The following is a 20,181-nucleotide window of genomic DNA, read 5'->3' on the forward strand; positions in this document are numbered from 1 at the left end:
TGACGGCCGCCGCCCCGGTCCGGGGCCGGTGGTGTTGGTGCTGGTGGTCCGAGCGCGCGCCATCCTCATCACTCCTGCGGCCGGACGACGGCCTTGACCAGGTCGGGATCGCGGCTGCCGGCCGTGAGCGCCTTCTCGACCTCGGCCAGGCCGTAGTGGCCGGTGACCAGGTCGTCCAGCCGCACCCTGCCCGAGGCGGCCAGCGCGATGGCGGCCGGCCAGGTGTTGGCGTAGCGGAAGGTCCCGGTCACCTCGAGCTCGCGGGTCTGCACGTACGACAGGGGCAGCGGGATCTCGTCGCCGCCCATGCCGATGAGGACGACCCGCCCGGCCCGCGCCACCTCGCGGACGGCCTCGCCGATCGCCGCCGGATGGCCGGAGCATTCGAGCAGCACGTCCGGCTCGAAACCGGCGTCCGCCAGGCGGTCGTCGCGGACGTTGAGAGTCGCGCGGGCGCCCAGGTCGCGGGCCAGCCCGAGCCGGGTGCCGGTGACGTCGGTGACCAGGACGTCGGTCGCGCCGAAGGCCAGCGCCGCCTGGAGGCAGAGCAGCCCGATCGGGCCCGCGCCGGTGACGAGCACGCGGGTGCCCGGCCCGACCCGTGCCTTGCGGCAGGCCCACACGCCCACCGACAGCGGTTCGATGAGGGCGGCCGCGTCGTCGGAGACGGAGTCGGGGACGGGGTAGGCGAACTCCTCGTGCACCACGACGTACTCGCAGAAGGCGCCGTCGATCGGCGGGGTGCCGAAGAAGCGCATCCGGGGGCACAGGTTGTACCGGCCGGCCCGGCACTGCGGGCAGGTGAAGTCGGGCACCCCCGGCTCCAGCGAGACCCGCTGGCCCGGGCGGTGGCGGCCCGCCGCGGACCCGACCTCCACCACGGTCCCTGACGGCTCGTGCCCGAGCACCAGCGGGGACGTCACGACGAAGTCGCCGATCCGCCCGTGCTCGTAGTAGTGGACGTCCGAGCCGCACGTGCCTACCGAGTCGACCCGCACGAGCACCTCCCGGGGGCCGGGCTCGGGCCGCGGCCGCTCCTCCAGGAGGACCGTTCCCACGCCGTGCAGTACGGCGGCACGCATGGCTGCCTCCTACTCTCCGGTGACGGCGCCGAGGGTCAGGCCGGTGACCAGCCAGCGCCGCACGGCGAGCCCGGCCAGCATCATCGGCACGACCACGATGGTTCCGATCGCGGCGAGCTGGCCCCAGTCGACACCCGTCTGGGTGACCAGCTGGGAGGCGGCGATGGGCAGCGTCTGGGAGTTCGGGCCGGAGAAGACCACGGCGAACGCGTAGTCGTTCCAGGCGAACACCAGGCACAGCACGAAGGTGGTGACCAGGCCCGACTTCGTCAGCGGCAGGATCACCGTGCGGAAGGCCTGCCAGCGGGTGCAGCCGGCCACCAGCGCGGACTCCTCGAGCGACGGCGGCACCTCGGCGAAGAACGCGCTCATCAGCCAGATGGCGAACGGCAGGTTGAAGGTCAGGTACGCCAGCACCAGTCCGGGGATCGAGTCGATCAGGCCGAGCCCGCGGAAGATGAGGAACAGCGGCACCACGACCGCCGCGATGGGCGCCATACGGGTCGAGATGATCCAGAAGGCCAGGTGTCGTTTCCCGCGCATCTGCGTGCGGGCCAGGCCGTACCCGGCCAGCGCTCCCAGGGTGACCGCGAGCAGCGCGGAGATCCCGGCGGCCAGCACGCTGTGCCAGATGTACGGCACGAGGTTGTTCGCGCCGGTGAACAGGCCGACGTAGTTGTCCATCGTCGGCGCGAACGCGAACTTCGGCGTGGGCGCGGTCACGTCCGTGCGGTTCTTGAACGACGACATCAACATCCACACCAGCGGGACCAGCGTCCAGAGCAGGGCCAGCGCGAGCAGCAGCACGGTCAGCCACCGCGTGCTCCTGCTGGTGGCCTCCAGGGGCGACTGCGGCACCCCCCGCGGGGCCGCGGTGACCCCCGGGCCGGCCGGCGCGGTCTGGGTCGTGCTCATCGGGTCAACCCCCTCACGTCGAGCAGGCGGACGAACGTACGGGCGATGATGATCGAGAAGGCCAGCATCGCCAGGCCGATGGCGGCGGCGTAACCGAAGTCGAAGAAGCGGAACGCGGTCTCGTACAGCCGGATCGGGACGATCTTGGTCGCGTCGGCGGGACCGCCGTTGGTCGTGACCCAGATGATGTCGAAGTAGCGGATGGCGTCCATCGAGCGGATCAGCAGCGCCACGAGCAGCACGTTGGAGATCGCGGGGAAGATGACGTACCGCAGCGTCATCCACCCTCCGGCACCGTCGACGGCCGCCGCCTCGCGCACCGACTGCGGCACGCTCGACAGGCCGGCGAGGGTGATCAGAGCGATCAGCGGGGTCCACTCCCAGACGTCCATCAGCACGACGGCGATGAAGGCGCTGACCGGGCTGCCGAGGATGTCGCCCTGGTAGCCGAAGGAACGCAGCACCCACGCGTACAGGCCGAAGGTGGAGTCGGTGAGGTAGCGCCCCAGCAGCCCGACGATGGACGGCGCGGCGAACATCGGCAGCAGCAGCAGGCTCAGCATGATGTTGCGGCCGTGCAGCACCCGGTACAGGCACAGCGCGATGGCCACGCCCAGCGTCATCTCCAGCCCGACGGTGAGGACGAAGTAGATGACCGTGCGCGCCCACGACATCCACATGTCGGCGTCGGTGAAGAAGCGCACCCAGTTGGTGAGGCCGACCAGGTCGAGCGACACCCCGCCGAGCAGCCTGACGTGGGAGAAGCTCATCGCGACGAGGGCCAGGAACGGCACGATGGACAGCGCGGCCAGCACGATCAGGCCCGGTGTCATCATCCTGCCCTCGAAGCCGATCCGCGGCTCGCGCGGAGCGGCTTCCTTCGGCCGGGCCGAGCGGCTGAGCACCGGTGAGGTGTCCGCGGCGTGTGTCATCTAGGCCACCCACCCTCGCGCCACGATCCGGTCCACCCGCGACTTGATCTCGCGCATCGCCTCCTCCGGCGAGGCTCCGCCGGTGAGCATGCGGGACAGCTGGGTGAAGATCGCGGTGTTGCACTCGTTCCACATGGGGATCTTGGGTCGCAGCCCGATCCGGTCGGGCCGCCAGGCCTCTCGCACCGCGGCGGCCGTGAGCATGTTGGGCATCGGCGAGGGCCGATGCTCGGCGGCGCGCACCTGCGGGAGCTCGTAGACGGAGATACGCGTGGGCGTGCCGCCGCCGGCCTTGCTCTGGAGGTTGGCCAGCTGCGTCTGCGGCGAGGTGGCCCACACCAGGAACAGCCAGGCCGCGCCGCGCTCGTTCGGCGGCGTGTTGGCGCTGATCCCGATCCCGGTGCCGCCGTACATGTTGGCCGTGCTGACCGGGCCCTTCGGCAGCGCCGAGTAGCCGGCCCTGCCGGGCATGACCTGCTCGTTGCTGGCCGCGAACTCGTGCCAGTTGGGGCACATCGCCAGCCTGCCGCCCCGGAAGGCGGCGCCCACGCCGTCCCAGTCCCACGTCGTGGAGGCCGGGTCGGCGATGCTGAGCAGCCGCTGGTAGAACTCCGCGCCGGCGATCGCGGCGGGGGAGTCGAGGCGGCACGGGCCGGGGTCGCGCGAGCCCAGGCGCCCCACTTCCTTGCCGTTGTCGAAGTAGTCGCCGCCGTAGGACCACAGCACGTTGCTGAAGTCGTTCATCAGCGAGTCGTGCTGGCGGGCCTGGTGGCCGGTGCCGTACTTGACGTCCTGCTTGGCGTTCTTGTTGAACCACTCGGCGATCCTGAAGTACTCCTCCCAGGTCCGCTCCCCGCTGGGCGTCGGGTCGAACCCGAGGTCGGCGGCCATGCGGTCGTGGTACTTGGCGAACAGGTCGCGCCGGTACTGCCAGATCATCGTCGGCGCGTCGTACGGCAGGGCGTAGACGGCCTGGGGGTCGACGAACCGGCCGGCCGCGTCCATCTGCGCAGGGATGAAGTCGGCGATGCCGCCGGGTAGGTCAGGCAGGCTCGGGTCGGCCTGCAGGGTCCGCAGGTCCACCAGGCCGCGCTGGTACGGCGCGAGCACCTGGTACGGATCGGCGTAGATCACCTGGTACTGGGAGTGGCCGGAGGCCAGGTCCAGGGCGACCCGTTGGACCAGCGCGGTGAGCTCGAGCGTCACGATCTTGACGTCGATCCCGGTCAGCGTGGTGAACGGGCGGGTGTTCGCGGCGATGGCCGCGGTCGGAGCGGTGTTCTCCGAGATGAAGTTCAGGGTGGTGCCCTGGAACTGGCGCCATGGGCCGGCACCGGCGGTTCGCGGCGCGTCGGTTTGCGTGCCGCAGGCGCCCGTCATGGCGAGCGCCGCCCCCGCGGCCAGCGCGCCACGAAGCACATCCCGCCTACTCGGCTCGGGCGGATAGCAGTCCACTGTCCACTCACCCCCGCACTCCAGGCAAAAAAAGGGCGGTAATGGCGGTCAACTGTCCTTGGGTGCCCTATATAAACGAATGTGTATTCTATTTTCTTGCAAACAAGATTTTGGGCTTCGGGGGAATGTGTCAGCAATTTGCACTTTCGCGCACGTCGAATCACCGGCCGGAAACGGCGCGGCCCCGGCCGGCCCGCCGAACCCCCGAAACTGGCCCTTGAACCTGGCCCCCGAACCTGCCCCTACGTGCGCCTTTCCCGCTCCGCCAGCTCCCGCACCGTCGCGCGGGCGCCCCGCGTGTGCAGGGACTCGAGCGCGCGCAGATACGGCTCGACGAACCGCTTGTCGTCGGCGAGGTCGCCGAAGAGGTCGCGATTCTCGATGAAGGCCGTGGGCCGCGTGCGCTGCGTTCTGGCGATGGGTGTCAGCCGGTCCTTCAGCGGATCGACGATCGTGATCGGCTCGCCCGCCTCGTCGACCCCCTCGGCGTACCGGGCCCAGCTGGCCACGACGGCGGCCGCGCGGGTGACCTCGCCGCCCCTGGCCAGCTGCTCGCGGACCACGGGGAGCAGCCACTTGGGGATCCGGTCCGAGGACTCGGCGCACAGCCTCGCGACGGTGTCGCGCACCTCGGGGTTGGCGAAGCGTTCGATGAGGGTCCGCTTGTAGTCCTCCAGGTCGACACCGGGGACCGGGCGGAGCGTCGGCGTGGCCTCGATGTCCATGTAGTCGCGCACGAACCTCGCCAGAGCCGCGTCCGTGGCCGCCTCGTGGACGTACCGGTGTCCGCTGAGACGGCCGAAGTAGGCAAGCGCCTGGTGACCGGCGTTGAGCAGGCGCAGCTTCATCAGCTCGTACGGCTCCACGTCCGCGACCATCTGGACCCCGGCCGCCTCGAACGGCGGACGCCCGCTGGAGAAGTGGTCCTCCAGCGCCCACTGCGTGAACGGCTCGCAGGTGACCGGCCAGGCGTCGAGGACGCCGAACCGTTCGGCCACGGACGCGCGGTCCTGGTCGGTGGTGACCGGGGTGATGCGATCGACCATGGAGTTGGGAAAGGCGACCGCCTCCTCGATCCAACCGGCGAGATCGGCGTCGGCGAGCCGGGCGAAGGCCGTGAAGCTGCGCCGCGCGACGTCCCCGTTGCCCTGGATGTTGTCGCACGACATGACCGTGAAGGGCGCGACCCCCCGGGCGCGCCTGCGCCGCAGCGCCTCGGTGACGAGCCCGAACACCGTCGCCGGAGCCGCCCCCGGCTCCAGGTCGGCGCGGACCGCCGGAGCGTCGGCGACGAACTCGCCGGTCACGGGGTGGAAGTTGTAGCCGCCTTCGGTGACCGTGAGCGACACGATGCGGACGGCGGGATCCGCCATCTTCTCGACGACGGCCTCCGGATCGTCGGGCGCGAAGAGGAACCCGACGATCGAGCCGATGACGCGCGCCTCGAGGGTGCCGTCGGGGTGCTTCAGCACCAGCGTGTAGAGGCCGTCCTGCGCGTCGAGCGCGTCGCGCATCCGCGCGTCGCCCGGCAGCACCCCGACGCCGCAGACCGCCCAGTCGTGGGCCAGTCCGTCGTTCATCAGCCGGTCCAGGTACATCGCCTGGTGCGCCCGGTGGAATCCGCCCACCCCGACGTGGACGATGCCGGCCGTGAGTCTCGACCGGTCATAGGAGGGAACCGCGACCTCCCGGGAAAGAGCCGCCACCGTCTCCTGCGTCAGCGCTGTCACCGCCATCATCCCCCTACCGGGCTCGACCGGCCCCCGCGGCGTCGACCACCTTCATCATTAATCTTCGCTCCTCGGCACCTACCCTTGACCCCGCGGGGACATGACGAGGCCATGGTGAACATCGGCTACACCCTGATGTCCGAGCAGACCCCGGCCCGCCAGCTCGTCGGCAACGCGGTGGCGGCGGAGCGCACCGGCTTCGACTTCGCCGTCATCTCCGACCACTACTTCCCGTGGCTGGAGGAGATGGGGCATTCGCCGTATGCCTGGTCGGTGCTCGGCGCCGTCGCCCACGCCACCCGGCGGCTGCCCCTCATGACCTACGTGACCTGCCCGATCATGCGCTACCACCCGGCCGTGGTCGCGCAGAAGGCCGCCACGATGGGGGTGCTGAGCGAGGGCAGGTTCACCCTCGGGCTGGGCGCGGGCGAGAACCTGAACGAGCACGTGATCGGCGAGGGCTGGCCGCCGGCGGACACCCGGCACCGGATGTTCGCCGAGGCCGTCGAGATCATCAGGCGGCTGTTCAGCGGCGACTACGTCACCTACAACGGCGAGTTCTACGACGTCGACTCCGCCAAGCTCTACGACCTGCCCGACGAGCGGGTGCCGATCGGCGTGGCCGCCTCCGGCGGCAGGTCCGCCCGTATCGCCGCCGAGCACGCCGACCTCCTCGTCGTCAACGATCCGATGCCCGAGGTCGTCGCGCAGTTCCAGGCCGCGGGCGGCGCCGGCAAGCCGATCTACGGCCAGCTGGCCCTGGCCTACGACAGCGACGCCGAGGCGGCGGAACAGCGGGCGCACCGGCTGTGGCGCTGGGCCGCGGCGGGCGGCTGGAAGGTCATGGCGGAGCTGCCGGGGCCGGTCAACTTCGAGGCGGCGGCGTCCTCGGTCCGTCCCGAGGACGTGGCGCGGAGCGTGCCCTGCGGCGCCGACGTGGACGCGGTCGTGCAGGCGGTGCGGGCGTTCGCCGACGCGGGGTTCACGCACGTGGCCCTCGTGCAGATCGGCGCCGACCAGCAGCAGCCGTTCTTCGAGTGGGCCGAGAAGGACCTCCTGCCCGCGCTGCGCGGCCTCTAGCAGCGGGAGCGTCGTCCTCTCGCCGGCCGAAAAGTCGCGCCGGCACGCGTAAACGGCTTCACCGGGGTACGGGGCCGACATGCCTTTCGGTTTGTCGCTGCCCGGCCTGCCCAGGCTGCCCGGCCTGCCCAGGCTGCCCGGCCTGCCCAGGCTGCCCGGCCTGCCCAGGCTGCCGGGCCAGGATCTCGTGGCCGCACCGCTCAGGTGGGCCGCGGACAAGGCGGCGCAGGCGCCCGGCTGGGCCGCCACCACCCTCGCGGAGCTGGCCGGCGTGCGCCGGTCGACGTGGACCTATCCGGGCCGGATCCACCTCGCGCTGTCGTGCCCGGTCCCCGAGCAGCTGACCGACGCGGTCGAGTCGGCCCTGTCGGTCCACCCCGGCGTCCGATGGGCGCGCGTCAATCTCGCGCTGGGCCGCGTGATCGTCGCCGTGGACGAGCCGCCGCCCTCCGTCGACGACCTCGTCGCCGTCCTGGACGAGGCCGAGCGGGCCGCCGTGGAGAAGGACCCGGCCATCACCGAGGGCACGTCGGCAGGGCCGCCCGTCGCCCTCGTGCTCGCCGCGGACGCGCTCGGGCTGGCGGTGACCGGCGTGGAGTGGCTCGTGCACCGGGCGCCCCTGCCGTCAGGGGTCGCCGGCGTCGCCGGCTACCTGAGCGCGGTCCCGCAGCTGCGCAAGGTGCTCGACGACTCGATCCCCGCCTGCCGGTCCTGGATGCCGATGGTGAACACGGCGATCCAGACACTCACCCCCGGCGGCACGGGCCTGGCCATCGACCTCGTGCAGCGGACGCTGCAGATCCGCCAGTCACGCGTGCAGAACGACGTGTGGGCCGAGCGGGAGGAAGAGCTGACCGGCACCCCGGAACGCGCGCGCGCCCACGCGCGTGCCCCCGACCGGCCGCGGCGGCTGCCCAACGGGCCGATCGAGCGGCACGCCGAGAACGTGCTGTCCGGCAGCGCCATCGGCAGCCTGGCCGGAGGGGTGCTGACCGGCGACATGCAGCGGGGCCTCGAGGTCGCGCTGGCCGGACTGCCCAAGGCGTCGTCGGCGGGACGTGACGCCTTCGTCGCCGAGCTGGGCACGCTGCTGTCCCAGCGCGGCGTGATCATCGCCGGCTCCCAGGCGCTGAGCCGCCTGGACCGGGTCGACACGCTCGTGCTGGACGAGGACGTGCTGATCGCCGAGGACCTGATGATCGGCGAGGTGGCCGCCGCGGAGAAGGCCGACCACGAGGCGGTGGCCGCGCGGCTCCACGGCCTGTTCGAGCCGTCGGAGCCCGACCGGGTGCGCAGGGAGGGCGACTGGGCGCTCGGCCCCTACGACGAGCTGCCACGCAAGGGCTGGGCGGGCAGGTCGCACCACGACCGCTTCAGGAAGGGCGCCGCCGTCCACGTGCTGGCGCTGACGCACGGCGAGCGGCTCCAGGCCGTGATCGAGGTCGTGCGGGGGCGGGTGCCGGAGGCGCACGCGCTCGCCGTCGCCGCGCGCGGGGCGGACCTGCGGCTGGTGGAGGAGAGCGGCGAGGAGCTCGCCGCGTCGGTGCGCGAGCTGCAACGCCAGGGCGCCGTCGTCATGCTGGTGTCACGTGACGGCGCCGCGCTGGCCGCCGCGGACTGCGGCGTCGGCGTGTCCGGCCGCGACGGCCGGCCGCCGTGGGGCGCCCACCTGCTCGTCGGCGCCGACCTGGGCACCGCGGCGCTCGTCATCGAGTCGGCGCGCGACGCCCGGGCCGTCAGCGAGCGCGGCGTGACGCTCGCCAAGGCGGGCACCGGCGTGGCCGCGATCTACGGGCTGACCGACCGGATGAGCCGGGTGACAGGGCACGTGCTGTCGGCCGTGAACGGCGTGGCCGCGCTCTCGCTGGCGCAGGGCGCCTGGCAGGCCCACGCGAGCATGCGGCGGCCGATCGCGCCCGCCCTGTCCGTGACACCGTGGCACGCCATGCCGGTCGAACGGGTGCTGGCCGTCCTGGAGACGCGGGACGGTGGGCTCAGCGCGGCCGAGGCGCAGGCGCGCCGCCGAGCGCGCGCGCCGGCGGCCTCACCGCTGGCGACGCTGGTGCGCGGTGTCGGGGCCGAGCTCGACAATCCGTTCACCCCGATGCTGGCGGCCGGCGCGGCGGGCTCGGCCGTCCTCGGCTCGCTCGTCGACGCCCTCCTCGTGGTCGCCGTCATGGGCGTCTCGGCCCTGGTGGGCGGCGTGCAGCGGACGGCCACCGCGAGCACCCTGGCCGAGCTGGCCGAAGAGACGAAGGTGCGCGCCCGGCTCCGGCGTGACGGCACGGAGAGCGAGGTGGAGGCGGGCGAACTGGTGCCAGGGGACGTCGTCCTGCTCGACACCGGGCAGGTCGTGCCCGCAGACTGCCGCGTCATGGAAGCCGACGGGCTGGAGGTCGACGAGTCGTCGCTGACGGGGGAGTCGCTGCCGGTCTCCAAGGGCACCGGTGCGGTCCTCGCCCACCACGTCGCCGAGCGGAGCTCCATGCTGTACGAGGGGACCACGGTCGCCGCCGGCAGCGCCACCGCCGTCGTGGTGGCCGTGGGCGACGCCACCGAGTCCGGCCGGGCGATGGCCGCCACCGCCGGCGTCGAGCGGGTGAGCGGCGTGGAGGAGCGGCTGACGGCGATCACCAGGGCCACCACGCCCATCGCCATCGGCTCGGCATTGGGCGTGACCCTGTCCGGCCTGCTGCGCGGCAGGCGCCTGCGCGAGACCCTCGGCGAGGGCGTCAACCTGGCCGTCGCCTCGGTGCCCGAGGGACTGCCGCTGCTCGTCAGCGCGGCCCAGCTGGCCGCGACGCGCCGGCTCGCCGCCGGCGGCGTGCACGCCCGCGACCCGGGGACCATCGAGGCGCTCGGCAGGGTCGAGGTGCTGTGCTTCGACAAGACCGGGACGCTCACGGAAGGCCGCATCCGGCTGGCCAGGGTGAGCGACGCCGAGCACGACAAGGACGTCGGCGCGCTCGACGACAGCCTGCGCGAGGTGCTCGCCGCGGCCCTGCGCGCCACCCCGCACTCCGCCGACGGGGACTACAGCCACGTCACCGACAGCGCGATCGGCGAGGGCGCGGCCGAGCTCGGCGTCTCGCGCCAGACCGGCGCCGACGGCTGGGAGGAGATCACCGCGCTGCTGTTCGAGTCGTCCCGCGCCTACCACGCCACGCTCGGCCGGCGCGGGTCCGACCGGCTGCTCAGCGTCAAGGGGGCACCCGAGGTCGTCGTGCCGCGCTGCGCCGGGCTCGACGAGGGGCGGCGGCGCGAGATCGAGGGCCGCATCGACCACCTCACCTCATCGGGGCACCGGGTCCTCGCCGTGGCCGAACGTCCCATGGACTCCGACGAGCTCACCGACGACGACATCGACGACCTGCGCTTCACCGGCCTCGTCGGGCTCGCCGACGTCGTCCGCGACACGGCCGGGTCGGCGGTCGCCGCGCTGCGCAACGCCGGCGTGCAGATCGTCATGCTCACCGGAGACCACCCGGGTACGGCCGGAGCCATCGCCGCCCACGTCACCGACGACCCTCACCCGCACGTCCTGACCGGCACCGACATCGACGAGATGGACGACGGCGCGCTGGACAAGACCCTCCCCGACGTGGACGTGGTCGCCCGCTGCACGCCCACCCACAAGGTCAGGGTGGTCGAGTCGTTCCAGCGCCTCGGCAGGGTCGTCGCGATGGCCGGCGACGGCTCCAACGACGCCGCCGGCATCCGGCTGGCCGACGTGGGCATCGCCGTCGGCTCCGGCGCGACCCCGGCCGCGCGGGCCGCCGCCGACCTGGTCGTGGCGGACGAGAGCCTGGAGACCATCATCTCGACGCTGGTCGAGGGGCGGGCCATGTGGGCCTCGGTCCGCGAGGCGCTGGCCATTCTCGTCGGCGGCAACCTCGGCGAGATCGGCTTCACGCTGATCGGGTCGCTCACCACCGGCCGCTCGCCGCTGACGGCCAGGCAGCTGCTGCTGGTGAACATGCTCACCGACCTCGCGCCCGCGCTGGCCATCGCCGTACGGGCGCCGTCGAAGGACGCCGCGGCGGCGCTGCTCGACGAGGGGCCGGAGACCTCTCTGGGTTCGGCGCTCACCCACGACATCGTGCGACGGGCCGTCTTCACCACCCTGGGCGCCACCACCGGCTGGACGCTGGCCAGGCTGACGGGACCGCAGGCCCGGGCCCGCACCGTGGGACTGGTCGCCCTCGTCGGCACCCAGCTCGCCCAGACGGTGATCGCGGGCGGCACGGGCCGCCCGGTCCTGCTCAGCTCGCTCGGGTCGGCGGCCGTGCTGGCCGCGATCGTGCAGGTGCCGGGGGTCAGCCAGTTCTTCGGCTGCGTGCCGCTCGACCCGCTCGCCTGGGGCACGGCGCTCGCCGCCGTGGCCGCCGCGGTGGTCGCCGAACGGTTCGTCCCCCTCGACCGGCTGCCCCTGATGAACCGCCTGCCGTGAAGTCCGCGCGGATCTGCCCGCCCGGTCCGGAAGGGTGAGCGGGTGGTGCCGCTCACCAGGACGGATCAATCATCACACGTGCCACATCTTGATCAGAGAAGGCGGATCGTACGATACTGCGGCGGAGAGTCACTTATGTCGCAAGAGTTAGCTTTTGCGACGCGTGTTGCTCCCTGACATGTTTGGAGTGGGGATCATCGCCATGTCGGTTGCCGCGGGCGCTGTCGCGACCACGCCACGAGTGCTTCCTTTCTATCGGGCCATCCCCCGCCTGATGAGGGACCCTGTCGACGAACTGGCGAAGGCGGGCATGGAGGCGGGCGGGCGGATCGTCCGCCTGGACCTCGGCCCGTTCAGGCCCTATCTGATCTCCCACCCTGACCACGTGCAGCAGGTGCTGAAGACCGACTGGTCCAACTTCGTGCGCGAGGGCATGTTCTGGCGGCCGCTGCAGCGCCTGATCGGCCACAGCATCCTGGGGGACGGGGAGGCCTGGGAGTCCAGCCGCAAGATCCTCCAGCCGCTGTTCACCGCGAGGTACACCGCCTCGCTGGCCGAGGACATGGCCGACGTCATCGCCGAGTCCATCCTCGAACTGGACGACCACGCGAACACCGGCCGGCTGGTCGAGGGCGGTCACCAGATGACGACGATCGTCAACCAGGCCGTCATCAAGGTCCTCTTCGGCGGGCGGATCTCCCGCGACGTCGCCGAGCGGCTGTCGCCCGAGTTCTCCACGTGCGCGACGTCGATCGCCTTCCGGCTGATGTTCCCGTTCGTGCCGTACTCCATCAAGGTGCCGGGGGACCGGGCCTTCCTGGCGGCCGCCAGGAAGGTCGACGAGATCGTCTTCCCGCTGATCGAGCAGGCGCGCGAGGAGAACACGGGCAGCAAGGAGGTGGTCTCGGCGTTGATCGGCGCCAGGATCGCCGCGGACGGCGAGGCGGACCTGCGGCAGATCCGCGACGACCTGGTCAGCATCTACGGCGCGGCTTCGGAGACCACGGCGATGTCGCTGACCTGGCTCTGGTCGGTGCTGCACGACCATCCCGAGGTGTACGCCCGGTTACAGCAGGAGATCGACGAGGTCGTCGGCGACGGGCCGGTGCGCCCGGCCGACGTCGCGAAGCTCCGGTACCTCCGCATGGTGCTGCAGGAACTGCTGCGCGTCTACCCGTCAGGCTGGATCATCCCCCGCCAGACCGTGGCGGACACCGAGATCGGCGGCGTCCCGATCAAGGCCGGGTCGCAGGTGCTGGTCAGCCCGTACACGACCCACCGGCTGGCCGACTTCTGGGACCGGCCGCTGGAGTTCGACCCTGAGCGCTGGGCGACGGAGAACACCGAGCGGCGGCACCGCTACAGCTTCATCCCCTTCGGCGCCGGCCCGCACGTCTGCCTCGGCCAGCACCTGTTCTACGTGGAAGCCCCGCTGGTGATCGCCAACCTGCTGCGCAGGTACCGGGTGGAACTGACCAACCCGCAGCGCCTCACGCCCGTGCCGGGCGCGTCGGTGCGGCCGAAGGAGAAGCTCATGCTGAAGCTGGTGCCGAGGGCGCGGGACTGACGGGTGAGCGAGCGAAACAGACCGGCACGGCCGACGGAGGTGGGCGGGTGAGCATCACCGCTCAGGGAGTACCGGAGACGATCCCGGCCGCGGACGCGCTGCTGACCGATCTCATGCGCAGGCCGTGGGGCCAGGTCTCCCCGTCGGTCTACGAGACCGGCCGGCTGGTCACCCTGGCTCCGTGGCTGGTCGGGCACGAGGAGCGGCTCGCCTTCCTGGTGGCCACCCAGCGGCCGGACGGCAGCTGGGGGGCGCCGGACGGCTACGGCCTCGTGCCGACGCTGAGCGCCACCGAGGCGATCCTGTCGGCGCTGCTGCGCGACGACCACGGCGCCCCCGGCGCCGACCGGCACCCCCTCGAGTCCGAGGACGGCGACCGGCACCCCCTCGAGTCCGAGGACGGCGACCGGCACGGCCTCGGCGCGGCGGACCGGCACCGCCTCGAGGAGGCGGCCCGGCGCGGCCTGCGTGCTCTGGCCGACTGCCTGGGCGCACGGCGGGAACTTCCCGACATGCCGGCGATCGAGCACATCGTGCCCTCGCTCGTGGCGCTCATCAACCAGCACGTGCAGGCGCTGCCCGGCCAGCCGCCGCTGCCGCTGCCCGACGACATGAGCTACGACACGCTCGCGCTGATCAGGTCGTGGATCGCGGCGGGGACGGAAGTCCCGGAGAAACTGCTGCACGCCCTGGAGATCGCGGGCCCGGCGGCCAGCGGCGCGCCCGCGGTCGCCCCGACGGCGATCGGCACCGTCGGGGCCTCGCCCGCGGCCACCGCGGCCTGGCTGGGAGAGCGCGGGTGGCGCGACGCGGACGACCCGGCGCGCGGCCACCTCGAGGCGCTCGCCCGGCGGCACGGCGGCCCCGTGCCCGTCGGGGTGCCGATCACGGTGTTCGAGCGGGGCTGGGTGCTCAGCTGGCTGATCCGCGCCGGAGTGCCGATCGACGTGCCGCCGGAGATGGTCGCCGATCTCAGGGCGGCGATCGGGCCCGCAGGGACGCCCGCCGGACCGGGGCTCCCGGCCGACGCCGACACGACGTCGGTGGCGCTGTACGCGCTGTCGCTGCTCGGCGCGCCGTACGAGCCGGACAGCCTGTGGGCCTTCCACTCCGGCACGCACTTCTCCACCTGGCCGGGGGAGCAGGGCTCCTCCGTCAGCGTCAACGCGCACGTGCTGGACGCCTTCGGCCAGTACGTCGCGCGCCGTCCCGCCGCCGCCGACCGCTACGGCGCGGCCATCACCGGAACGGCCGAGTGGATCCGGGACCGGCAGCGGCCCGACGGGAGCTGGGACGACCGCTGGCACGCGTCGCCGTACTACGCCACGGCCAGCTGCGCACTGGCCCTCGACGAGTTCGGCGGCGAGGAGTCGGCGGCTGCCGTGCGCGCCGCCGCCGACTGGGTGCTGGACGGCCAGCGCGCCGACGGGTCGTGGGGGCGGTGGGAGGGCACCGCGGAGGAGACCGCCTACGCCATGATGACGCTGCTGCTGACCGGCCCGCGCGGGAGCGACCCGCGGCGTGCCGAGGCGGCGGCCCGCGGCCACGCCCATCTGGTGCGTTCGGCCGGTGCCGACCATCCGCCGCTGTGGCACGACAAGGACCTCTACACGCCGGTCGCCGTGGTCCGCGCCGCGGTGCTCGCCTCCTCCTACCTCGCCCAGCAGTACTAGCCGGCTCGGCCGTCCGGGCGGCCACCGGCCTCGGCGGTGTCGGCCGCCAGGTCCCCGACGGTGTAGGCGTGGGTGTCCCTGGCCATGTACCAGCGGCCGTTGAACGCCACGCTCCTGTTCTGGCCGTCGGCGATGCCGGCCAGTTCGGCCGGCAGCTTCGCGAGCTCGGCCGTGAAGTCCGCCTCGAGCGTGTCGATGTGCGCCGCGATCCGGGGGATCGCCGCCGTGGCGGTCATGCCGGCGCGCTCCAGGATGCTGACGGCGTTCGGCTTGCCCTCCGCCTTCTCCCGCTGGAACGTCCTGATGTCGTTGGCCAGCCGCAGGCAGGAGGCGCCCAGATCCGTGGCCGGCTCGATCGCCGTCCAGTGCGCCGCCTCGGCAGGCTCGGGGCCGCAGACGATCAGGGCCGCCGACCACCAGCTGTGATAGAGGATGGTCAGCATCCCGTTGGCGAGATAGGCGTCGTACGACGGCCACGGCTGCCTTCGGGCGGCCCAGGCGCGCTCGCGGTTCATGGCCTCGCCCGCCAGCTGTAGCTGCCGTGCCAGGGCCGGCACGTGGACGGAGGCGCCCGGACGGTCGTGGAGGCGGCGGCACCACTGCGCCCAGGCGCTCAGGACCTGGGCGGGCGGGCTCTCGGAACCGTCCGCGTGAGAGCGGCCGGTGAGGATCGCGGGAAGCTCGGTGAAGAACGCCGCGACCTCAGGCTCGGACCACTGCCCGGCGATGCTGTCGGCGATGTCGTCGACACCGAACAGGATGGTGGTCAGCGCGCCGAGATCGGCGATCTGGTCACGGCGGGCGTGCGGGAAGGTGGCCGCCGCCGACAGGCAGCTGAAGGCGAGCCTGCTGGCCGAGCTCCGGCCGTCGGCGTACAGCACGGGATAGGGGCGCAGGAGCGCCGCGGCCTCGTCGGCCGCGTCGAGCGCCGCCCGCAGGACCACCTCCCGGTCCTCGGCGGGCACCCCTGCCAGCTGGTGCGATCCGGTGAGCAGGCGGTCCGCGAGGTCGTTGCGGATGCCGAAGTATGCCTCTGCGTCCGAGCCACTCATGTGACGACAATACCGTTGTGTGATCTTATTAGACGACTAAGGTGACAAAGCAGGATGACAGGTCGGAAAACCCAGTTGTTGGTTGAGCAAGATCATGCTCCTTGCTAGAGTTCTCGGGTTGCTCGCGCCTGCATGCAATCAGATGACTTCGCAGAGTAGGTACTATGCCCCCCCGCAATTCCCGACTGCGGACAAAAATCACGGCTTTGCTCCTCTCCCTGACAGCGCTGTGGGCGTTCGCGGCCTGGGTCACCTTGCGTGAAGGCGTCAACCTGCTGTGGGTCACCCAACTGGACAGCAGCGTGGTCAGCCCCAGCGAACCGCTGCTCGTCGAGCTCCAGCGGGAACGCAGGGCCTCGATGATCCACCTGGGAGAAGCCTCCACACGCTCCAGGGAGGAGCTGCGCAAGCAGCGCCAGCGGGTGGACCGTACCCTGGCCGACTTCGAGACCTCGGCGCGCGCCGACATCGTCGAGTGGGCCGCCGACGACGAGGGTGAGAAGCGGCTCGCCGAGATGTTCGGCAAGCTCGACGGTCTCGCGGACATCCGGCGGGCCGTCGACACGGGGCGTATGAACCGGATCAGGTCCAGCCAGGCCTTCGCCGACCTCGTCGGCTCCTTCTACCGGATGTACGGCTCGATGGCGACGCTTGACGACAAGACGCTCGCCAAGGACGCCCGCACCCTCATGGCGCTGAGCAGGGCGCGAGAGATCATGGCCACCGAGGACGCCCTGCTGGCCGGCGCGCTCGCCGCGGGCCGGTTGAGCGTCGAGGAGCACGCGCAGTTCATCAGGACCGTGGGCGCCTGGCGCGACGTCGCCGAGCAGGCGGCCGCCGAGCTGCCGAGCGCCGACCGGGCCGCCTACGACAAACTTCTCAGCGGCCCGGTGTTCACCCGGCTGGGCGAGCTCGAGAACCTGCTCGCCGAATACGGCCAGAGCACCCAGAGCATCCCGTTCGGCGCCGAGCAGTGGAAGGCGACCACCGAGCAGGCCCTGGCCGACTTCAACACCATGGTGCTCACGGCCGGAGACGGCGTGGTCGACCGCGCGACGCCCGTCGCGGCCGGCGTCGTCGTGCGGCTGGTGCTGGCCGGCGGCCTGGGACTCATCGCGGTCATCGCCTCGATCGTCCTGTCCATCACCACGGCGCGGTCGCTGTTCGCGCAGCTGCAGAAACTCCGCGACGCGGCGCACGAGCTGTCCGACGAGCGGCTGCCCCGGGTGGTCGAACGCATCGGGCACGGCGAGCACGTCGACGTCGCCGTCGAGGCGCCCCCGCTCCAGTTCGGCGCCGACGAGATCGGCCAGGTCGGCCAGGCGTTCAACACCGTGCAGGAGACCGCCATCCGCATCGCCGCCGAGCAGGCCGCGCTGCGGCAGAGCATCCGCGACATCCTGCTCAGCCTGGCCCGCCGTACGCAGGGGCTGGTGCACCGGCAGCTCAGCGTGCTGGACGTGATGGAGCGGCGCGAGACCGACCCGGAGGACCTGAAGGAGCTCTTCCGGCTGGACCACCTGGCCATCCGCATGCGCCGCAACGCCGAGAACCTGATCGTGCTGTCCGGCGCCTCGCCGGCGCGTACCTGGCGCAACTCGGTGCCCATGGTCGACGTGGTCCGCGGCGCGCTGGCCGAGGTCGAGGACTACACGCGGGTGGACATCCTCCCCATGGGCGACGTCGTTCTCGTGGGCCGGGCCGTCGGTGACGTCATCCACCTGCTGGCCGAGCTCATCGAGAACGCCGCCTCGTTCTCCCCGCCCTACACCAACGTCCAGGTCGGCGGGCAGTTCGTGGCCAACGGCTACGTCGTGGAGGTCGAGGACCGCGGCCTCGGCATGAAGCCCGAGGACCTGGACGCCGCCAACGACCGCATCGCCAACCCGCCCGAGTTCCGCATCACCGGCACCACCGCGCGCCTCGGCCTGTACGTGGTCAGCCGCCTGGCCGAACGCCACGGGATCCAGGTGTCGCTGCGCTCCTCGGCGTACGGGGGGACCACGGTCGTGGTGCTGCTGCCGCGCGAGCTCGTCGAGACGGACCAGGGACGACCCGACGACGACCCGGAGGCCGACCTGCCCGCGGGTCTGCCGCGCAGGCAGACCGCGGCGCCCGCGGCCGGGCGCACGGCCACCTTCACGGCGCCCCGGCCGCGCACCGCGCAGCACTCCGACATGGCCCACCTGTCCGACCTGGCCCAGCTCTCCGAGATCGCACAGGTCTCCGACCTGGCACAGCGCTCCGGTACGGCCCAGCGCTCCGGTAGCGCGCAGCGCCCGCACCCGGATCTGGACCCGCACCCGGACCCGGACTCGCGCCCAGGACCGGACTCGCGGCCAGGACAGGACTCCCGCCCGCAGCTGGACCGCCGCCCGGTCCGGGACTCCCGCCCAGCGCCGGACTCCCGCCCGGAGCTCGACTCCCGCCCGGGGTCGCAGCCGCGCTCGGCGCCGCAGCTCCGCACGGTGCCGCCGCTCGGCGGCCCCGACACGACGCCCGCTCCCGGCGCCGCGCCGTCCAGCACCGCGTCGCCCGCCGCCGCGTCGCACACCGCCGCGTCGCCCGCCGCCGACCTGCCCAAGTCCCCGCCGGCCGGCCGTACCCCGTCCGGGCTGCCGCTCAGGGTGCCCCAGGCCAACCTGGCCCCCGCGCTGCGCGACGAAGCCCCCGCCACGCCGCCGAGCCGGCAGGACGACGGTGACGAGCGCTCGCCGGAGGAGATCAGGGCCATGATGGGCTCGCTGCAGATGGGCAGCAAGCTCGGCAGGTCCGAGGCGGCCAAGCTCATGCAGGACGATCGGTCGGGAGACGACGAGTGACCAGTACCAGCCCAGATCTGAACTGGCTGCTGGACGATCTGATCAGCCGGGTCGGCAACACCGAGCACGCCATCGTGCTGTCCTCCGACGGGTTGCTGATGGCCTCCTCCGCGGGGTTGGAACGCACCGACGGCGAACACCTGTCCGCCGTGGCCTCCGGGGTGCAGAGCCTGGCCAGGGGAGTCGCCGAGCACGTGAAGGGCGGCGCGGTCCGCCAGACGGTCATCGAGTGGAAGTCCGGCTTCCTCATCGTCAGCGTGGCGGGGGAGCGGGCCTGCCTGGCCGTCCTCTGCGACCAGGCGGCCGACATCGGCCTGGTCGCCTACGAGATGGCCATGCTCGTCGCCCGCGTCGGCCAGTACCTCACCTCGGAGGCGCGCACCACTCTGGCGCAGGGCGGGGGCGAACGGTGAGCCGGCCGGACGAGCCCGCCGACGGCACCTGGGTCGATCCGCAGGTCGTCCGGCCCTACGTGGTCACGCGCGGGCGTACCCAGCCTGCCAGTGGCACGTTCGACATGATCTCCATGGCGCTCGCTCTGGGGCCGGTGCCGGGCCCGGAGTCCGGCCTGGACCCCGAGCACCTGTCGATCCTGCGGATCTGCCGCGTGCCGAAGTCCGTCGCCGAGATCGCCGCGGACCTCGACCTGCCCATCAACACGATCCGCGTGCTTCTCGGGGATCTGTACGAACGGAATCTCGTCTCCGCGCAGGAACCACACTACGAGGCGGACATGAACGACATGAACCTCTACCGGGCGGTGCTCGATGGCCTTCGGGCGCTCTGACGGGCCGCGCATGCCGACCGCGATCAAGATCCTGGTCGCGGGTGGCTTCGGCGCGGGCAAGACCACCATGGTGGGCGCGGTCTCCGAGATCAAGCCGTTGCGGACCGAGGAGGCCCTGACCGACCGCAGCGTCGGCGTGGACGACCTGTCCGGTGTGAGCGACAAGCGCACGACGACCGTCGCGATGGACTTCGGCCGCATCACGATCAGCAAGGACTACGTCCTCTACCTGTTCGGCACCCCCGGCCAGGAGCGGTTCTGGTTCGTCTGGGACGAGCTGGCCGAAGGCTCGCTGGGGGCCGTCGTGCTGGCCGACACCCGGCGCCTGGCCGACTGCTTCCCGTCGATCGACTACTTCGAACGGCGGGGCACGCCCTTCGTGGTCGCGGTGAACGCCTTCGAGGGCGCCCCCACCTACGAGCTGGACGAGGTACGGCTCGCGCTCCAGCTCAGCCCGTCGATCCCCATCGTGATGTGCGACGCCAGGAAGCGGCAGTCGAGCCGCGACGTGCTCGTCGCGCTGGTGAAGCACGCGGCCGAGATGCGCGTGGAGGCGGTCGGCGGCTGACCCGCGACCTCCGAGCCGCCTGAGCGTGGCGGCGGTCGGCGGCTGACCCGCGCATGCCGGTGGTCGGC

14 protein-coding genes are annotated in these 20,181 nt (G+C 72.2%); 8 read left to right on the top strand and 6 right to left on the bottom strand.

Annotated elements, in window-relative coordinates:
• Window positions 1–68: 68 nt before the first annotated feature.
• From ACWDLG_RS11960 to ACWDLG_RS11980, 5 genes are all read right to left on the bottom strand, one after another.
• A complete protein-coding gene (locus tag ACWDLG_RS11960; protein ID WP_449918806.1) occupies window positions 69–1,082 on the bottom strand; it encodes an NAD(P)-dependent alcohol dehydrogenase in 1,014 nt (337 codons plus the stop codon).
• A gap of 9 nt (window positions 1,083–1,091) precedes the next feature.
• The gene (locus ACWDLG_RS11965) at window positions 1,092–1,997 is read right to left on the bottom strand and encodes a carbohydrate ABC transporter permease (protein WP_449918809.1); all 906 of its coding nucleotides are present in this window, start codon (window positions 1,995–1,997) and stop codon (window positions 1,092–1,094) included.
• Window positions 1,994–2,929 (bottom strand): carbohydrate ABC transporter permease, encoded by a 936-nt coding sequence (locus ACWDLG_RS11970; RefSeq protein ID WP_449918811.1) that lies wholly within the window; start codon window positions 2,927–2,929, stop codon window positions 1,994–1,996. The genes ACWDLG_RS11965 and ACWDLG_RS11970 overlap by 4 nt, the downstream gene beginning before the upstream one ends.
• Entirely contained in the window at window positions 2,930–4,384 is a 1,455-nt protein-coding gene (locus ACWDLG_RS11975) for an extracellular solute-binding protein (RefSeq protein ID WP_449918813.1), read from the bottom strand.
• Between the two features lie 242 nt (window positions 4,385–4,626).
• On the bottom strand, window positions 4,627–6,120 hold the full coding sequence (locus ACWDLG_RS11980; protein ID WP_449919704.1) for a mannitol dehydrogenase family protein: 1,494 nt from the start codon (window positions 6,118–6,120) through the stop codon (window positions 4,627–4,629).
• 105 nt (window positions 6,121–6,225) lie between these two features.
• Between ACWDLG_RS11980 and ACWDLG_RS11985 the strand changes: the two genes are divergently transcribed.
• From ACWDLG_RS11985 to ACWDLG_RS12000, 4 genes are all read left to right on the top strand, one after another.
• Window positions 6,226–7,194, top strand: coding sequence for a TIGR03557 family F420-dependent LLM class oxidoreductase (locus ACWDLG_RS11985; RefSeq protein ID WP_449918815.1), 969 nt, complete (start codon window positions 6,226–6,228; stop codon window positions 7,192–7,194).
• A gap of 79 nt (window positions 7,195–7,273) precedes the next feature.
• Window positions 7,274–11,644 carry an HAD-IC family P-type ATPase gene (locus ACWDLG_RS11990; RefSeq protein WP_449918818.1) on the top strand — a complete coding sequence of 1,457 codons (4,371 nt, stop codon included), beginning with the start codon at window positions 7,274–7,276 and terminating at the stop codon, window positions 11,642–11,644.
• Window positions 11,645–11,846: 202 nt separating this feature from the next.
• Window positions 11,847–13,211, top strand: a complete 1,365-nt coding sequence (locus ACWDLG_RS11995) for a cytochrome P450 (RefSeq protein WP_449918820.1) — start codon at window positions 11,847–11,849, stop codon at window positions 13,209–13,211.
• Window positions 13,212–13,258: 47 nt separating this feature from the next.
• The gene (locus ACWDLG_RS12000; RefSeq protein WP_449918823.1) at window positions 13,259–14,884 is read left to right on the top strand and encodes a prenyltransferase/squalene oxidase repeat-containing protein; all 1,626 of its coding nucleotides are present in this window, start codon (window positions 13,259–13,261) and stop codon (window positions 14,882–14,884) included.
• Here ACWDLG_RS12000 and ACWDLG_RS12005 read toward each other — a convergent pair.
• Entirely contained in the window at window positions 14,881–15,936 is a 1,056-nt protein-coding gene (locus tag ACWDLG_RS12005) for a terpene synthase family protein (RefSeq protein ID WP_449918825.1), read from the bottom strand. The two genes, ACWDLG_RS12000 and ACWDLG_RS12005, sit on opposite strands and share 4 nt — an antisense overlap.
• A gap of 206 nt (window positions 15,937–16,142) precedes the next feature.
• Between ACWDLG_RS12005 and ACWDLG_RS12010 the strand changes: the two genes are divergently transcribed.
• The 4 genes from ACWDLG_RS12010 to ACWDLG_RS12025 are packed head-to-tail and all read left to right on the top strand — an operon-like array spanning window position 16,143 to window position 20,113.
• A complete protein-coding gene (locus ACWDLG_RS12010; RefSeq protein WP_449918827.1) occupies window positions 16,143–18,758 on the top strand; it encodes a sensor histidine kinase in 2,616 nt (871 codons plus the stop codon).
• Window positions 18,755–19,171 carry a roadblock/LC7 domain-containing protein gene (locus tag ACWDLG_RS12015; RefSeq protein ID WP_449918828.1) on the top strand — a complete coding sequence of 139 codons (417 nt, stop codon included), beginning with the start codon at window positions 18,755–18,757 and terminating at the stop codon, window positions 19,169–19,171. Before ACWDLG_RS12010 ends, ACWDLG_RS12015 begins: the two co-directional genes overlap by 4 nt.
• On the top strand, window positions 19,168–19,545 hold the full coding sequence (locus tag ACWDLG_RS12020; RefSeq protein ID WP_354908079.1) for a DUF742 domain-containing protein: 378 nt from the start codon (window positions 19,168–19,170) through the stop codon (window positions 19,543–19,545). Before ACWDLG_RS12015 ends, ACWDLG_RS12020 begins: the two co-directional genes overlap by 4 nt.
• Window positions 19,526–20,113: a GTP-binding protein gene (locus ACWDLG_RS12025; protein ID WP_354908080.1), complete on the top strand. Its 588-nt coding sequence runs from the start codon at window positions 19,526–19,528 to the stop codon at window positions 20,111–20,113. Before ACWDLG_RS12020 ends, ACWDLG_RS12025 begins: the two co-directional genes overlap by 20 nt.
• The last annotated feature ends 68 nt before the right edge of the window (window positions 20,114–20,181 follow it).

The organism is Nonomuraea sp. NPDC003727 (genome assembly GCF_053586935.1).

Excerpts from the sequence above, each read along its gene's own strand:
- ACWDLG_RS11980 (WP_449919704.1), bottom strand. The coding sequence starts at position 6,120 with ATGGCGGTGACAGCGCTGACGCAGGAGACGGTGGCGGCTCTTTCCCGG.
- ACWDLG_RS11960 (WP_449918806.1), bottom strand. The coding sequence starts at position 1,082 with ATGCGTGCCGCCGTACTGCACGGCGTGGGAACGGTCCTCCTGGAGGAG.
- ACWDLG_RS11985 (WP_449918815.1), top strand. The coding sequence starts at position 6,226 with ATGGTGAACATCGGCTACACCCTGATGTCCGAGCAGACCCCGGCCCGC.
- ACWDLG_RS11970 (WP_449918811.1), bottom strand. The coding sequence starts at position 2,929 with ATGACACACGCCGCGGACACCTCACCGGTGCTCAGCCGCTCGGCCCGG.
- ACWDLG_RS11965 (WP_449918809.1), bottom strand. The coding sequence starts at position 1,997 with ATGAGCACGACCCAGACCGCGCCGGCCGGCCCGGGGGTCACCGCGGCC.
- ACWDLG_RS11990 (WP_449918818.1), top strand. The coding sequence starts at position 7,274 with ATGCCTTTCGGTTTGTCGCTGCCCGGCCTGCCCAGGCTGCCCGGCCTG.
- ACWDLG_RS12005 (WP_449918825.1), bottom strand. The coding sequence starts at position 15,936 with ATGAGTGGCTCGGACGCAGAGGCATACTTCGGCATCCGCAACGACCTC.
- ACWDLG_RS12025 (WP_354908080.1), top strand. The coding sequence starts at position 19,526 with ATGGCCTTCGGGCGCTCTGACGGGCCGCGCATGCCGACCGCGATCAAG.
- ACWDLG_RS11995 (WP_449918820.1), top strand. The coding sequence starts at position 11,847 with ATGTCGGTTGCCGCGGGCGCTGTCGCGACCACGCCACGAGTGCTTCCT.